This is a genomic window from Nonomuraea sp. NPDC002799 (assembly GCF_053592075.1).
This window is the reverse complement of sequence record NZ_JBSFVA010000003.1, coordinates 428,838-443,411: the sequence shown is the minus strand read 5'-3', so window position 1 is coordinate 443,411 and position 14,574 is coordinate 428,838. Positions and strand designations below refer to the sequence as shown.

Genomic DNA, 14,574 nt, shown 5'->3' with positions numbered 1-14,574 from the left:
GGCTCAGTTCTCAGACGTTCTGCCGCGCCTCGATCGCCTGCTTGTACAGCCGCCCGGCCCGGTAGGACGAGCGGACCAGCGGCCCCGACAACACCCCGGCGAACCCGATGGCCTCGGCCTCGGCCTGCAGCTCCACGAACTCCTCCGGCTTCACCCACCGCTCCACCGGGTGATGCCTCGGCGTCGGCCGCAGGTATTGGGTGATGGTGAGCAGGTCGGTGCCGGCCGCGTGCAGGTCGCGCATGGCCTCGACGACCTCCTCACGCGTCTCGCCCATGCCCAGGATCAGGTTGGACTTGGTGACGAGCCCGGCCTCGCGTGCCGTCGAGATCACGCCCAGCGAACGCTCGTAGCGGAACGCGGGGCGGATCCGCTTGAAGATCCGCGGCACCGTCTCGACGTTGTGCGCGAACACCTCGGGCTGGCTGGAGAAGACCTCCGCCAACTGGTCGGGGTCGCCGTTGAAGTCGGGCACCAGCAGCTCGACCCCGCATCCGGGCAGCAGGCCGTGAATCTGGCGCGCGGTCTCGGCGTAGAGCCAGGCGCCGCCGTCGGGCAGGTCGTCACGGGCCACGCCGGTCACGGTCGCGTATTTCAAGCCCATCTGCTGGACGGACTCCGCCACCCGGCGGGGCTCGTCGCGGTCATACTCCTTCGGCTTGCCCGTGTCGATCTGGCAGAAGTCGCAGCGGCGGGTGCACTGGTCGCCGCCGATGAGGAAGGTCGCCTCGCGGTCTTCCCAGCACTCGTAGATATTGGGACAGCCCGCCTCTTCACAGACCGTGTGCAGGCCTTCCCGGCGCACGAGCGATTTCAGCTCGGTGTATTCGGGGCCCGTCTTCAGCTTGGTCTTGATCCACGGGGGCTTGCGCTCGATAGGGGTTTCGGCGTTACGCACCTCCAGGCGGAGGAGCTTTCGGCCTTCAGGAGCAACGGTCACGTTCTCAGCTTACGTCTCCTGAGCAACCGGCCCGTTCCAGGGTCAGGTGATGAGCCCGAAACCGCGGATCGCCCGCGTGTAGTGGGCGAGCAGCTCGTCGTCGATCCGCGCCGATTCGCGGGTGCCCAGTAACTCGGTGCGCGCGGCGGAGACGAGCACGCCGTCCTCGGCGCGCTGGAACCTGGCCAGCGCGCCCTGCCTGATCGAGGCCACGCTCTCGCCGCGCAGCGCCGCCGCCTGCATCGGCGCGAGATAGCCGCCGCGGGCCAGCCGTGCCAGCTCCGTCAGCTCCGCCTCGGACACGACCCGCAGCGCCAGCGCCCGATGCCGCTCCTGCGTGCGGGGCAGGCCGGCGTCGGCCAGCCGGGTCAGCGCGTACTCGGCCAGCAGCACGGGCGCGCCGAGCACCCGGCCGAGTATCCGGCCGAAGAAGCCCGCCACCTCGTACGTGGTGTCCGGCTGGTCCAGGGGCCCCAGCGAGGCGGCCGTGATCTTGGTCTGCGCCTCCTGCCTGACGCGCAGCGGCTCGGCCTCCATCAGGGCCTCCCGCCAGGCGCCCAGCGTGAACAGCGCCCCGCTCACCACGAGTTCCTCGCCGCTCGGGAGCCTGGCGTACGCGGCGGCCAGCAGCGCGACCCGCTGCCTCGGCGGCAGTGCCAGCCACTGCGGCAGCCCGACGATCAGCGTGGGAACGCGGGACAGGCCGATCCGGTCGTAGGCGGTCTCCGTGGCCAGGTCCCTGATCGCCACCTTCCTGGGGCGCTTGACGCCGATCCGGTCGGCCACGCGCCCGGCCACGTCGTACAGCTCAGGAGCCGATGGGCGGTCGAGCACCTCGGCGTCGGCGGGCAGCCGGCCCAGGCGTGGCCGCAGCACCCAGCCGACGGCCAGGCTCAGCCCGCCGACCAGCCAGGCCAGCAGCGAGCCGGCGTTGGTGAGGATGACCCACCCGCCGAGCGCGACGAAGGCCAGCGTCAGCAGGTGCACGATGAGAGCGAGAACGAGGGCGGAGACGCGTTTCACACGGGTGATGGTAAGCCGGAGAGCACCGGATCATGTCGGTGAACAGATGCCGATTCGGTCACCGGCGGAGCAGGTCCTCCTCGTGGACGTCGACGGCCTGCAGGCCGAGCGCCTCCGCCAGCCGTTTCTCCGCGATCGGCAGGACCTCCTCGGCCACGATCCGGCGGCCGGTCTCCGCCGACAACGACGACACGCCGACGTCGGGGATGCCGCACGGTGCGATGCGGTTGAACCAGCGGGGGTCGTTGGCGCAGTTGAGGGCGAAGCCGTGCATGGTGACGCCCCGCGCGTAACGCAGGCCGACCGCGCCGAGCTGGCGGTCGGGCAGCCCCAGACTGGCGTCGCCGGCCGCCCAGACGCCGCTCCTGCCCCGCACGCGCCTGGCCGTGACGCCGAAGTCGGCGCAGACCTGGATCATCGTGTCTTCGAGGCGGCAGGCGTAGGCGCTCACGTCCGTGACGGCCACGATGGGATACGCGACGAGCTGGCCGGGACCGTGCCAGGTGAGGCGCCCGCCCCGGTCGACGTCGACGACGGGGGTGCCGTCGGAGGGGCGCTCGTGCGGGGCGGTGCGCTTGCCGGCGGTGTAGACGGGCGCGTGCTCCAGGAACAGGACGGTGTCGCTCAGCTCTCCGGCGACCCGCTTGCCATGCACCCAGCGCTGCAGCGACCAGGCCTGCTCGTAGGGCACGTCGACGCCGAGGCGGACGATGGCGAGTGCGTGGGGATCGTCCCCGTGGATGGGGCGCATGGGTCTATTGTGCCGGTGCCTCACCCCTGAAGGGTAATCAGGGGGTCAAAAGGCGCGGCTCGATCCTGACCTCCTTGACCCCGCCCGACCCGTCGTGGTCGACCTTGTAGGCGAAGGCGCCCGGGTCGACCGTCACGGCCTGGATGAACTCGGTGCCCACGTAGTGCAGGCCCACACCCTCGTCGGCGGCGTAGCCACCGGGCAGCTCGCCGTCGGCCACCGACTTCTGCAGCAGCGGGCGGCGCTGGCGCTCGGCGTTGTAGTGGACGCCGCAGGAGTAGGGGAGCAGGGCCATGCCCTCGGCCCACACCCGCAGCTCGGGGCCGAAGGAGTCGGTGTTGCCGCCGACGTGCCAGCACAGCGCTCCGGCGCTCTGCCCCGACAACACCACCCCGGACTGCCACGCCTCCTCGAAGAACGCGTCGAGGCCGTGCAGCCGCCACAGGGCCATGAGGTTGGCCACGCTGCCGCCGCAGACATAGATCATGTCCTGGTCGAGCATCCACGCCCGGGGATCCTCGACGTTGGGCATCGGGAACACCGACAGGTGGCTCACCTCGACGTCCCAGCCCGCGAACGCGCCGTACATCTTCAGCAGCCAGTCGGCCGAGTCGCCCACCGCCGTGGCGACCAGCCCGAGCTTGGGGCGGTCCTGTCCGGTCAGGTCGAGGCCGTAGCGCAGCAGCGGGCTCGCCTCGATGAGGTTGTGACGCCCGCTCGGGCGGAACGACCCGCCTCCGATGGCGAGGATGTGCGATTGTCCTGACCGGATCATGTCAAGATCTCCCTGCTGAACGACGACCGCACACTAGATTACGGCCCGTAGCGCGTCGTCGAGGCTGGTATGGGTGAAGCGATAGTCACCGTCCGCCAGCTTCTTCGGCAGGATTCGGTGCGAGGGCAGCAGCCCCTCGCGGGCGAACTCGCCGAGCCCGAGCGAGAGCGCGAACGCCGGCACGGGGATCGGCATCGTCGACCGGTGCAGGGCTTTTCCGAACTCGCGGGTGAAAACGGCGTTCGTGACCGGAGTCGGGGAGGTCAGATTCACCGGTCCCGAGATATCCCGATTTTTCAAGATATGCAGTACGGCCTGCGTCCAGTCGGCCAGCGAAATCCACGACCAGTATTGCTTCCCGGTCCCCAGCGGCGCCCCCAGCCCCATCCTGAAGACGGGCAACATGCGCCCGAGCGCCCCGCCGCGCTTGCTGAGGACCAGCCCCGTGCGCAGCCGCACCGTGCGCACCCCCGACTCCTCCGCCCGCTGCGCCTCGCCCTCCCAGAGCTCGCACATGTCCGCCAGGAAGCCCGTGCCCTTGCCCTGGCTCTCATCGATCACCCGGTCGCCGGTATCGCCGTAGAAGTCCACTCCAGAGGCGGAGACGAGCACCTCAGGCGGCGTGTCCAGCTCGCGCAGCGCGTCGACGAGCACCCGGGTGCCCTCGACCCGGCTGGCGACCAGCTCGCGTTTGTAGGCCGCGCTCCACCGTTTGTCCCCGATGGACGCCCCGGCCAGGTGGACCACGCCGGTGGCGCTCCGGAGCGCGGCCAGGTCGATCACCTGCTCGGCCGGCTGCCAGTAAGCCTCATCGGCCTCGCGCGGCTCCCGCCGGACGAGCTTGACGACCTCCTGGCCGCCGGCCCGCAGCGCCTCCACCAGCGCCGAGCCGAGCAGCCCCGACGCTCCCGTCACGATGATCGCCATAGCCACACAGTACGCCGGGCCGGCCGCGGACACGCGAAAGGCCGGGCGGCGCGCAGCCACCCGGCCTTCGAACCCGTCGGCCGCGTTACGCGAGCCCGAGCTGCGCCTCGAAACGCCCCTCCTCCAGACGACGCTTGATCGTCGTCAGGAAGCGGGCCGCGTCGGCGCCGTCGACCAGGCGGTGGTCGTAGGTCAGCGCCAGGTAGACCATCGACCGCACCGCGATGACCTCACCGTCGGCGGTGTCGAGCACCACGGGACGCTTCACGACGGCGCCCGTGCCGAGCATGCCGACCTGCGGCTGGTTGAGGATCGGCGTGTCGAACAGGGCGCCGCGGCTGCCCGTGTTGGTCAGCGTGAAGGTGCCGCCGGTGATCTCGTCAGGCGTCACCTTGTTGGCACGCGTGCGCTCGGCCAGGTCGGCCGTCTTGCGGGCGAGCCCGGCCAGGTTGAGGTCGCCGGCGTTCTTGATGACCGCCGCGATCAGGCCGCGCTCGGTGTCGACCGCGAGGCCGAGGTGCTCGACGTCGAAGTACGTGACCTCCATGGTCTCGTTGTTGATCGTCGCGTTGAGCTTCGGGTGCTGCTTGAGCGCCTCGATGGCGGCCATCTCGAAGAACGGCATGAACGACAGCTTGACGCCCTCGCGGCGCAGGAAGTCGGCCTTCGCCTGCTCGCGCAGCCGCGCGATCTTGGTGACGTCGACCTCGACCACCGAGGTGAGCTGGGCGGCCGTCTGCAGCGACTCCACCAGCCGCTTCGACATCGTCTGACGCAGGCGCGACATCTTCTCGGTGCGGCCGCGCAGCGTGGTGTCGACCTCCACGGGCTCGGGGGCGGCGGCGGACGCCGGCGCGGCCTGAGCCTGAGCGGGGGCCGCGGTGGCCGGAGCGGCCTGAGCGGCGGCCGGAGCCGGTGCCGCCTGGGCCGCGGTGGCCTGCTCGCGCTGTGCCTTGGCGGCCTCCAGCACGTCCTGCTTGCGGATGCGGCCGCCCACGCCGGTGCCGTTGATCGCGTCGAGGTTGACGCCGTGCTCGTTGGCGAGCTTGCGCACCAGCGGCGTCACGTACGGGCTGTCACCCGAGGACGACAACGAGGCGGGCTCGGCCGCGGGCTGCTGCCGCGCCGGGGCGGCGGCCTGAGGAGCGGGCGCCGGGGCCGGGGCCGGCGCGGGCGCCGGAGCGGGCTGAGCCGGGGCGGGCTGCGGGATGGAGGAGGCCGGGGGAGCCGGCGCGGGGGCGGGCTCAGGCTCGGGCTCGGGCTCGGGAGCCGGCGCGGGCGCGGCCTCCGGGGCCGCGGCGGGCGCGCCCTCCTGGCCGTTCTCGTCGATGACGGCGAGCTCGGCCCCGACCTCGACCGTCTCGTCCTCAGCCACGACGATCTTGGTGAGAACGCCCGCGGACGGCGACGGGATCTCGGTGTCGACCTTGTCGGTCGACACTTCGAGGAGCGGCTCGTCGGCCTCGACGCGCTCGCCCTCCTTCTTCAGCCAACGGGTTACCGTGCCCTCGGTCACGCTCTCGCCGAGCTGGGGCATCTGTACGGAGACCGGCATCGTTATTCTTCTCTCGCGTTCTGATCTCGAGGGCTGGACTAGTTGTGGACGTGCAACGGCTTGCCGGCCAGGGCCAGCATGGCCTCACCCATGGCCTCGGACTGGGTCGGGTGTGCGTGGATGAGCTGGGCGACCTCTGCGGGCAGCGCCTCCCAGTTGTAGATGAGCTGGCCTTCGGTGACGAGCTCGCCGATGCGCCGGCCCACCATGTGGACGCCGACGACCGGGCCGTCCTTCTGGGCGATGACCTTGACGGCGCCGGCGGTGCCGAGAATCTGGCTCTTGGGATTGCCCGCCAGGTCGTAGACCTGCTCGACGGTCTCGATGCCGCGCTCGGCCGCCTGCGCCGAGGTGATGCCGACGGAGGCCACCTCGGGGTCGGAGTAGGTGATGCGCGGCACGCCCGCGTAGTCGATCGGCGGCGGGTTGAGGCCGGCGATGTGCTCGGCCACCATGATGCCCTCCGCGAAGCCGGCGTGCGCGAGCTGGAGCGTCGGGATCACGTCGCCGATGGCGTAGACCCCGGCCACCGAGGTCTGGCAGTGCTCGTCGACCACGACCGCGCCGCGCTCCACGGTGATGCCCTGCTCCTCGAAGCCCATGCCCGAGGAGACGGCGCCGCGGCCGACCGCGACGAGCAGCAGCTCGGCGTCGAGGGTCTTGCCGTTGGCCAGGGTGACGACCACACCGGTCTCGGTGGTCTTGACGCCGTCGAAGAAGACGCCCAGCTCGTATTTGATGCCGCGGCGGCGGAAGGCCCGCTCCAGCAGCTTGGAGCTGGACTCCTCCTCGGTCGGCAGCAGGTGCGGCAGGGCCTCGACGATCGTGACCTCGGCGCCGAACGAGCGGTAGACGCTGGCCAGCTCGACGCCGATCACACCGCCGCCCAGCACGATCACCGAGGTGGGCACGCGGTCCATCTTGAGGGTGTGCTCGCTGGTGATGACGCGCTCGCCGTCGATCTCCAGGCCGGGCAGCGACTTCGGTGCCGAGCCGGTGGCCAGGACGAGGTTGCGGCCCTCGTAGATCTCCTGGCCGACCTGGACGCTGGTGGGGCCGACCAGGCGGCCCTCGCCCTCGACGATCGTCACGCCCGCGCCCTTGAGCAGGCCCTGCACGCCCTTCCACGCCCGCGTGACGATCTTGTCCTTGAAGGCGTGGACGCCCGGGACGTCGATGCCGTCGAAGCGCGCCTTGACGCCGTAGGCCGCGCTCTCGCGGGTCTCGTCGGCGACCTCGGCCGAGTGCAGCAGGGCCTTCGTGGGGATGCATCCCCTGTGGAGGCAGGTGCCGCCGATCTTGTCTCGCTCGATCAGCGCGACCGACTTGCCCAGCTCAGCCGCCCGAAGCGCGCAGGCGTAACCGCCGCTGCCGCCACCTAGGACGACGATGTCAAAGGCCACAGGAAGGCTCCTTGTCGGGTGTTCGTGATGCCGTCATCTTTTCATCTGTTTCAGATGCTCGCGTGCCGCTCGGCGAGTCCGATGAGGGTGCGGGTGATGGCGCCCGTGCCGCCCTTGGGGGTGTAACCGTGCGGCTCGCCCTTGTTGAAGGCGGGACCGGCCATGTCGATGTGGGCCCAGCGCACGCCGTCGGGGACGAACTCCTTCAGGAAGATGCCCGCCGCCAGCATGCTGCCCCAGCGCTCCGGCTGCAGGTTGGCGATGTCGGCGATCGGCGAGTCGAGGCCCTTGCGCAGTTCCTCCGGCAGCGGCATGCCCCAGGCGCCCTCGCCCGCGTCGCCGGCCGCCGCCACGACGAGCTCCCTGACGTCGTCGTCGTTGGCCATGACGCCGGCGGTGCGCCAGCCGAGCGCGACGATCTGCGCGCCGGTGAGCGTGGCGACGTCGACGATCACGTCGGGCGCGTCCTCGGCGGCCCTGGCGATGCCGTCCATGAGCACCAGCCGGCCCTCGGCGTCGGTGTCGAGCACCTCGACCGTCTTGCCGCTGTAGCTGTGCAGGACGTCGGAGGGGCGCTGCGCGGTGCCGCTCGGCAGGTTCTCGGCCAGGCAGAGGTAGCCGATGGCGTTGACCGGCAGGCCGAGCCTGGCGATGCCGACCAGGGCGCCGAGCACCGCGCCCGCGCCGCCCATGTCGGACTTCATCCAGTCCATCGCCGCCGACGGCTTGAGCGACAGGCCGCCCGAGTCGAACGTGATGCCCTTGCCCACGAACGCCAGCGTCTTGCCGGCCTCCGGGTGGGTGTAGGAGAGGCGGACCAGGCGCGGCGGGTTGGCCGAACCCTGGCCGACACCGACGATGCCGCCGTAGCCGCCGTCCTTGAGCTGCTTGTCGTCGAGCACCTCGACGCTCAGCCCGGCCTTGCCGCCCACCTGCTCGGCGATCTCGGCGAACTTGGCCGGCCACAGGTCCGAGGGAGGCGTGTTGACCAGGTCGCGAACCAGCGCGACGGACTCGGCCAGCACGCCGGCGCGCTCGGCGACGCTCTCCGGCTGGTCGGAGACCACCGTGAGCTCGGAGACCGGCGCCTTCTGCTCGCCGCCGGTGCGGTAGCGCAGGAAGGCGTATGCGCCGAGCAGGCCGCCCAGCGCGACGGCCTCGGCCTCCTTGGGGCTGCCGGCGGGCAGGACGAGCGCGGCGCGGGCGGTGCCGGCCAGGGAGCGCACGGCGGCGCCCGCGGCCCGGCGCAGGCCCTCGGCGTCGGGCTCGTCGCCCAGGCCGACCGCGACCAGCAGCGGAGCGGAGATGGCGCCGAACGTGGGCAGCTTGGCCAGCTCACCGGCCTTGCCGGAGAAGGCGACGGCGCTGAGGGAGGCGGCGAGCTTGCCGCCGAAGGCCGCGTCGAGGGACTCCCCTCCGGCGGCGGCGCGTGGGCCTTCCTGGCCGGACCTGAAGCCGACGACCAACGCGTCGGTGTCGATGGAGACTGGATCTGCTGAGTTCAGCCGCACAGTGGTCACGTAAACCGATGCTATCCACGGTTTCTGCGTACTCACAAACAGGGGTTCATCCCACAAATCAATGGTCAGCGTTCTGCGTGCCATGGTGCTAGTGTCATTAGCACCATGTTGCTGACGCTGGATCTGACCGACGCTCGCCCCCTGCACGATCAGGTCGCGGGCGCCATACGCCGCGCCATCGGCGAGGGCTCCTACCTGCCGGGCGACCGCCTTCCGTCGGCCCGCGACCTCGCCGTGGCGCTCGGGATCAATCCCAACACGGTCCTGCGGGCGCTGCGCGACCTGCGGGACGAGGGGCTGCTGGAGTTCAGGCGGGGGCGCGGGGTCAGCGTGGCCGGCCGCGCCGACGGGCGCGCCCTGCTCGTGCAGCGGGCCCGTGAGCTGCTGGAGGAGGCCGGAAAGTACGGTTACGGCCGCGCCGACCTCATCACGATTTTGGAGGAACTGCCATGAAGCCCGGAGTCGTCGCCTTCGGATGGGGGCTGATCGTCACCGCCACCGTGCTCCTGATCCCGCTGGCGTCACGCGACCGGCTGCCCGACCCCCTGGCCACGCACTGGGGGCCGGGTGACGGGCCGGACGGGTCCATGTCGTTCACCGCGTACCTGCTCATGGTGCTCCTGCTGTGGGCCGTCCCCTGGCTGATCATGCTCGGCCTGGCCGCGCACGGCCGGGCCCTGGTCTTCCGGAACGGCCGGGTGACCTGGTGGGGCTTCTTGTTCGGGTGGGCCCTGCTCGTCGTCGGCATGAACGTCACGACGGTGGCGGCCAACCTCGACCAGGCCGTCTGGACCGCGGCCCGGCTGTCCGCCTGGCAGGTCGTCGCGGTGCTGGCCGTCGCGTTCGGTGGCGCCGCGCTGGCCGGCTACCTCGGCAGGGGCGTCCCCGACGAGGCGCCCGCCGGCGGCGACGTGCCGCCCCGGCTGCGGCTGCGGCCGGGCCAGCGCACGGTCTGGGTCAGCCGCGTCACCAACTCGGGACTGAGCGTCCTCGGCATCGGCGCGCTGATCGCCCTCGTCGCCGCCGGGGCGCTCAGCGTCGCCGGCGCGCTGCCCAGCCCGACGGCCTCGGCGCTCCTGCCGGGGCTCGCCATCGCGGCGATCGCCGGCCTGGCCACCATGACGCTCACCGTGCGGGCCGGCCACGACGGCCTCGCCATCGGGTTCGGGCCGTTCGGCTGGCCGGCGCGGAAGATCCCGCTGTCGAAGATCGCGTCCGCCACCTCGCAGGTGCGCCGTCCGAGCCAGGTCGGCGGCTGGGGCTTCCGCGGGCTGCCGGGAAGCGCCACCATCATGCTGCGCGGCGGCGAATGCCTGGTCCTCACCTACCGCTCCGGCGGGACCCTGGCGATCAGCATCGACGACGCCGCCCGCGGCGCGTCCCTCATCAACGCCCTCATAGCGGAGCGAGTGGAGTCATGAAAAGACCGCTGGTCATCTTCATCGTGCTGGCCTTCGGGTTGTCCTGGGCGGTGACGCTGCCCCTCTGGCTCGACGGCGGGCTGGGCTCGCCGATGATGGTGGGGCTGGCCGCGCTGATGATGTTCACGCCCAGCGTGGGCGTGCTCGGCGTGTGGGCGGTCACGCGCACGCCGTTCCGCGAGTGGGCCAGGCAGACCGGGCTGACGCTCGGCGGCGACCGCAAGCGCACCGGCCTGGTCCTGCTGACCGCCTGGCTGGGGATGCCGCTGCTGGTGTTCGTGGCGCTGGGGCTCAGCGCCGCCGTGGGGCTGGTCTCGCTGGACTACGCCGGGCTCAGCCTCATCCGGGACGGGCTGCGCGCCCAGGGCGTGAGCGTCCCCGCCGACCTGGGCACGATCGCCGCGCTGCAGGTCGTGGTGGCGGTCGTCGCCGGGCCCGTGCTGAACGCCATCCCGGCGCTCGGCGAGGAGTGGGGCTGGCGCGGCTGGCTGCTGCCCAGGCTCATGTCCACGAACGGCGTCGTCGCCTCCCTCCTGCTGTCCGGCGCGATCTGGGGCGTCTGGCACGCGCCCCTGACGCTGCTCGGCTACAACTACCCGCGTCTGGGATCGTGGGCCGCGCTGGTGTTCATCGGCTTCTGCGTGCTGGCCGGGGTGCTGTTCGGCTGGCTGCGGCTGCGTACGGGCAGCGTGTGGCCCGCCGTGGTCGCGCACGGCTCGCTGAACGCCGTCGCCGGGCTCGCCCTGCAGTTCGGCGACGCCGCCGCGCCGCCGAACGAGGTGGTGGCCGGCATCACCGGCCTGGTCGGCTGGGTCCTGCTCGGGCTCGCCGGCGCGGCCCTGCTCCGCTTCTTCCCGGTACGCCCGCCGCGGCCGGCGCTCGACCTCGCGGACCCGGCCGCAGCCGGCGCCTGAATTCGCGGACCCGGCGTGAGAGGTGGCCGGAGCCCCGCGGATCAGCCGCCGCCCGCCGGCCTGAATCTCGCGGACCGGGGCCTCAGCCGAGTACGGCGGCGGTGACCAGCGCGGCCGCCGTCGCGGTCTCCACGAGGGCGCCCAGGACGTCACCGGTGATCCCGCCGAGGCGGCGCCGGGCGTGGCGCAGCAGCAGCAGCGCGGCCACCAGCCCGGTCAGCAGCGCGGCCGGCAGCGCGACGACGCCGGGAAGGTCCAGCCCGGTTCCCTCCACCAGGGGTTCCACGGGATAGGAAGAGAGCATGCCGCCCCATGTCTCGAACCCGGCGGGACAGGAGTCCGCGAGGCAGGCCACGGAGATGGCGTCCCGGGCGTCATAGGACTCCGTCATCCCGGGTTCGGCGCCCGAGGCCAGGAAGGGCGTTCCCGGGGCGCTCAGCAGGCCCAGGACGGCCGCGGCCAGGACCGCGGCCAGAGTGACCAGCCAGGCGGCGAGAGGGCGTACCGTGCCGGCGACCATCGCCCCCAGCCCCTCCTCCCGCGCGGCCGGGACCCCGGACCGGCAGGCCCACGTCAGCGCCAGCCGCCCCGCCACGCACGCCGTGAGGAGCCCCGTGATGCCGGCGTCGGCCAGCGCGAGCACCTGGATGAGCAGCGTGAGCACCAGCGTCACCACGCCGAACGGCCCTATATCCGACTTTTTCATGATGTCGAGCGCCGCAGGAGCGGGCTTGCCGCTGCCCAGCCCGTCCGCCAGATCGGCCAGCCCGTCCAGGTGCAGTCCCCGGGTCAGCACGGCCAGCAGCCCGGCCGCCAGCGCGGCCGCCAGCAGCGGCGGCACGGGCAGCGCCAGCGGCAGCGCGGCGACCAGTGCGAGCATCAGCCCGACCGCCGGAGCCAGCGTCATCGCCTGCCCCGCGACCGCACGATCCACGCGTTCGACCCGTACCGGAAAGACGCTGAGTGTCCCGACCGCGAACCGCACTCCGTGCACCAGCCGCATAACGGACGATCCTAGGGCGCACTAATGTGGCGGGATGCACGTGCTTGAACTCGAAGGTGTAGGTGTCCGGGTCGTCGGCAAGTCGCTGCTCGACAACATCGACTGGCAGGTGGACTACGGCGACCACTGGGTGATCCTCGGCCCCAACGGCGCGGGCAAGACGACGCTGCTCTCGCTGGCCGGGGCCGTACGCCATCCCAGTGCGGGCACGGTCAAGGTGCTCGGGCACCGGCTCGGCCGGGTCGATCTGCGCGAGTTGCGCCGCCACATCGGCCTGGTCGCCGCCAGCCAGCGGCTCATCGACGAGGAACTGCTGGAGCAGGAGGGTGCGACCGCGCACACCGTGGTGCTCACCGGGCACACCGGCACGAGCGTCCCCCTGTGGGACAAGTACGGCGACGCCGAGCATGAGCGCGCCCACCGGATGCTGGCCGACCTCGGCAGCAAGGAGCTGGCCGACCGGCCGTTCCGCGTGTGCTCCCAAGGAGAGCGGGCCAGGGTGCGGGTGGCCAGGGCGCTCATGGCGGACCCGGCGGTGCTGCTGCTCGACGAGCCCTTCGCGGGCCTCGACCTGCCGTCCAGGGAAGACCTCATCAGCGCCGTCGAGGTGCTCGCCACGACCCGCCCCGTCCTGACCACCGTGACGGTGACGCACCACCTGGAGGAGGTGCCCGCGACGACCACGCACGCCCTGCTGATGCGCGACGGCCGGGTCCTGGCCGCCGGTTCCGTGGGTGAGGTCCTCACCTCCGGCAACCTGTCCGACTGCTTCGGCCGCCCTCTGCACGTGGACCGGCTGGACGGCCGCTGGTACGCGCGGGCCTTCCGCCCCTGATCACAGCTCCAGCAGCCGCCCGGCGACCACCAGCGCCACATACTCCGACTCGGCGGCCAGACGCTCGTTGAGCCGCCCGAGCGCGTCGCGGAAGGCCCGGCCGCTGGCCGTCGCGGGCACCACCCCCATCCCGACCTCGTCGGACACCGCCACGATCGGCCCAGGCGCCTGCCGCCAGGCCGCCACCAGCTCGTCGCACCGATCGGCGACCGGCGTGCGATCGCCCTCCCAGGCCCCATGCGCGTCGAACACGGCCGTCAGCCACGTCCCGAGCCCGTCGATCAGCAGCGGCGTGGTGGCGCTCCGGATCACCTCCGCCAGGTCGGCGCCCCCCGCCGTGATCTTCTCCGCCGCCCCAGGCGTGGCCATCGGCATGGTCCCGGGCGTTGTCTCCGGCCTGGTCTCCGGCCTGGTCCCGGCCGTGGTCTCCAACGTGGCCCAGTGCGCGGGCCGCCGCCGCCGGTGTGCCCGCACCCGCTCCGCCCACTCGCCGTCGCCCGCCCCGTCCGGGCCGGTGGCGACGTAGGTGACGTGGGGCTCGCCGGCCAGCCGCAGCTCGGCCTCGGCCGACTTCCCCGACCGCGAGCCGCCCAGCAACAACGCCCGCCGCACGTGACCACCCGTCCCGCCGGGCCCGGGCCGGCCCGGCGCGGTCTGCAGTTCCGTCCCGTCGGGTACGGCGACGGCTCCCCACAACCGCAACCGCCGGGCCAGCTCCGCCTCCGAGCGGACCCGGTGATCCAGCCCGACGGCCACCACCAGGGTCGCGTCATCGGCCAGCCCGGCCCGCCGCAGCTCTCCCAGCCGCTCCGGCCGGTCGAGCAGGTCGATCAGCACGACGTCGTACCGGGCGGGCCCGTCCACGGGCAGGGGACGCCCCGCGGGGAGGTGGAGCACGGCGGAGCCGCCGGGACAGGTCAGCCCCAGGCCGCCGGCGCAGACCGCGTACCCGGGTGGTGGATCGGCGGACGGGTGCCGGACGACGCCGTCTGTGATCCCGGGTGGTGGATCGGCGGACGGGTGCCGGACGACGCCGTCTGTGATCCCGGGCGGTGGATCGGCGGACGGGAGCCGGACGACGCCGTCCACGATCGCCTCGAACGGGCGGCGATGGCCCGAGGGCAGCCCGGCGCAGGACAGGCAGCCGCAGCCGGGTCGCGGCCAGCCCGCGCCGCCGGCCGTACCGGAGAGAAGGACTTTCACCGCGCCGAGCGTACAAAGGACCGGCGCGGAGCGATGCCACGGGCCCGCCGTCAGCGGGACGCGGCGGGGGGCGGGCCCCGCCGTCAGCGGGACGCGGTGGGCTGCGGGTGGCGGCGGGTGGCCATGACGGAGCCCTGATCGCCGGCGCGTCCGGGCGGCGCGCGCCGGGGCCGGGGGCCCGCCGCGACGCGACAGGCGCGCGGCCGCGATGGATCTCCAAGCTCGGGAGTAGGGTTCCAGTGCCTGCGGAGGGTGCGCCGGCGAACCCGCGAAAAGGAGCGTATGGCATGACATGGCGGTGGCG

Annotated in this window: 14 protein-coding genes; 4 read left to right on the top strand and 10 right to left on the bottom strand. The window is 72.5% G+C overall.

Annotation, left to right across the window (positions count from 1 at the left end):
• Positions 1–10: 10 nt before the first annotated feature.
• From lipA to ACWD0F_RS08795, 8 genes are all read right to left on the bottom strand, one after another.
• On the bottom strand, positions 11–940 hold the full coding sequence (gene lipA, locus ACWD0F_RS08830; protein ID WP_449873343.1) for a lipoyl synthase: 930 nt from the start codon (positions 938–940) through the stop codon (positions 11–13).
• Positions 941–982: 42 nt separating this feature from the next.
• Entirely contained in the window at positions 983–1,963 is a 981-nt protein-coding gene (locus tag ACWD0F_RS08825) for a hypothetical protein (RefSeq protein ID WP_449873342.1), read from the bottom strand.
• Positions 1,964–2,021: 58 nt separating this feature from the next.
• Positions 2,022–2,714, bottom strand: a complete 693-nt coding sequence (lipB, locus tag ACWD0F_RS08820; protein ID WP_449873341.1) for a lipoyl(octanoyl) transferase LipB — start codon at positions 2,712–2,714, stop codon at positions 2,022–2,024.
• A gap of 37 nt (positions 2,715–2,751) precedes the next feature.
• Positions 2,752–3,489: a Type 1 glutamine amidotransferase-like domain-containing protein gene (locus ACWD0F_RS08815; protein ID WP_449873340.1), complete on the bottom strand. Its 738-nt coding sequence runs from the start codon at positions 3,487–3,489 to the stop codon at positions 2,752–2,754.
• A gap of 33 nt (positions 3,490–3,522) precedes the next feature.
• The gene (locus tag ACWD0F_RS08810; RefSeq protein WP_449873339.1) at positions 3,523–4,416 is read right to left on the bottom strand and encodes a TIGR01777 family oxidoreductase; all 894 of its coding nucleotides are present in this window, start codon (positions 4,414–4,416) and stop codon (positions 3,523–3,525) included.
• Positions 4,417–4,501: 85 nt separating this feature from the next.
• On the bottom strand, positions 4,502–5,971 hold the full coding sequence (sucB, locus tag ACWD0F_RS08805; RefSeq protein ID WP_449873338.1) for a 2-oxoglutarate dehydrogenase, E2 component, dihydrolipoamide succinyltransferase: 1,470 nt from the start codon (positions 5,969–5,971) through the stop codon (positions 4,502–4,504).
• A gap of 38 nt (positions 5,972–6,009) precedes the next feature.
• Positions 6,010–7,374, bottom strand: coding sequence for a dihydrolipoyl dehydrogenase (gene lpdA / locus ACWD0F_RS08800; RefSeq protein ID WP_449873337.1), 1,365 nt, complete (start codon positions 7,372–7,374; stop codon positions 6,010–6,012).
• 50 nt (positions 7,375–7,424) lie between these two features.
• Positions 7,425–8,894, bottom strand: coding sequence for a leucyl aminopeptidase (locus ACWD0F_RS08795; protein WP_449873336.1), 1,470 nt, complete (start codon positions 8,892–8,894; stop codon positions 7,425–7,427).
• Positions 8,895–8,999: 105 nt separating this feature from the next.
• Between ACWD0F_RS08795 and ACWD0F_RS08790 the strand changes: the two genes are divergently transcribed.
• From ACWD0F_RS08790 to ACWD0F_RS08780, 3 genes are read left to right on the top strand one after another with little or no spacing between them, the layout of a single operon-like run.
• Positions 9,000–9,347, top strand: coding sequence for a GntR family transcriptional regulator (locus ACWD0F_RS08790; protein ID WP_449873335.1), 348 nt, complete (start codon positions 9,000–9,002; stop codon positions 9,345–9,347).
• Positions 9,344–10,315 (top strand): hypothetical protein, encoded by a 972-nt coding sequence (locus tag ACWD0F_RS08785; protein WP_449873334.1) that lies wholly within the window; start codon positions 9,344–9,346, stop codon positions 10,313–10,315. The genes ACWD0F_RS08790 and ACWD0F_RS08785 overlap by 4 nt, the downstream gene beginning before the upstream one ends.
• Entirely contained in the window at positions 10,312–11,229 is a 918-nt protein-coding gene (locus ACWD0F_RS08780) for a CPBP family intramembrane glutamic endopeptidase (protein WP_449873333.1), read from the top strand. Before ACWD0F_RS08785 ends, ACWD0F_RS08780 begins: the two co-directional genes overlap by 4 nt.
• Before the next feature lie 82 nt (positions 11,230–11,311).
• Here the strand turns inward: ACWD0F_RS08780 and ACWD0F_RS08775 are convergent, their stop codons facing one another.
• Positions 11,312–12,232 (bottom strand): adenosylcobinamide-GDP ribazoletransferase, encoded by a 921-nt coding sequence (locus tag ACWD0F_RS08775; protein ID WP_449873332.1) that lies wholly within the window; start codon positions 12,230–12,232, stop codon positions 11,312–11,314.
• A gap of 34 nt (positions 12,233–12,266) precedes the next feature.
• Here ACWD0F_RS08775 and ACWD0F_RS08770 point away from each other — a divergent pair, with 34 nt between their 5' ends.
• Positions 12,267–13,067 carry an ABC transporter ATP-binding protein gene (locus tag ACWD0F_RS08770; protein WP_449873331.1) on the top strand — a complete coding sequence of 267 codons (801 nt, stop codon included), beginning with the start codon at positions 12,267–12,269 and terminating at the stop codon, positions 13,065–13,067.
• On the opposite strand, the gene ACWD0F_RS08765 is transcribed toward ACWD0F_RS08770, so the two are convergent.
• Positions 13,068–14,270 (bottom strand): bifunctional adenosylcobinamide kinase/adenosylcobinamide-phosphate guanylyltransferase, encoded by a 1,203-nt coding sequence (locus ACWD0F_RS08765; protein ID WP_449873330.1) that lies wholly within the window; start codon positions 14,268–14,270, stop codon positions 13,068–13,070. It abuts the gene before it with no gap.
• Between the last annotated feature and the right edge of the window lie 304 nt (positions 14,271–14,574).

Coding starts and splice junctions, on each gene's coding strand:
- lipB (WP_449873341.1), bottom strand. CDS start 2,714: ATGCGCCCCATCCACGGGGACGATCCCCACGCACTCGCCATCGTCCGC.
- ACWD0F_RS08815 (WP_449873340.1), bottom strand. CDS start 3,489: ATGATCCGGTCAGGACAATCGCACATCCTCGCCATCGGAGGCGGGTCG.
- ACWD0F_RS08810 (WP_449873339.1), bottom strand. CDS start 4,416: ATGGCGATCATCGTGACGGGAGCGTCGGGGCTGCTCGGCTCGGCGCTG.
- sucB (WP_449873338.1), bottom strand. CDS start 5,971: ATGCCGGTCTCCGTACAGATGCCCCAGCTCGGCGAGAGCGTGACCGAG.
- ACWD0F_RS08790 (WP_449873335.1), top strand. CDS start 9,000: ATGTTGCTGACGCTGGATCTGACCGACGCTCGCCCCCTGCACGATCAG.
- ACWD0F_RS08785 (WP_449873334.1), top strand. CDS start 9,344: ATGAAGCCCGGAGTCGTCGCCTTCGGATGGGGGCTGATCGTCACCGCC.
- ACWD0F_RS08780 (WP_449873333.1), top strand. CDS start 10,312: ATGAAAAGACCGCTGGTCATCTTCATCGTGCTGGCCTTCGGGTTGTCC.
- ACWD0F_RS08775 (WP_449873332.1), bottom strand. CDS start 12,232: ATGCGGCTGGTGCACGGAGTGCGGTTCGCGGTCGGGACACTCAGCGTC.
- ACWD0F_RS08770 (WP_449873331.1), top strand. CDS start 12,267: ATGCACGTGCTTGAACTCGAAGGTGTAGGTGTCCGGGTCGTCGGCAAG.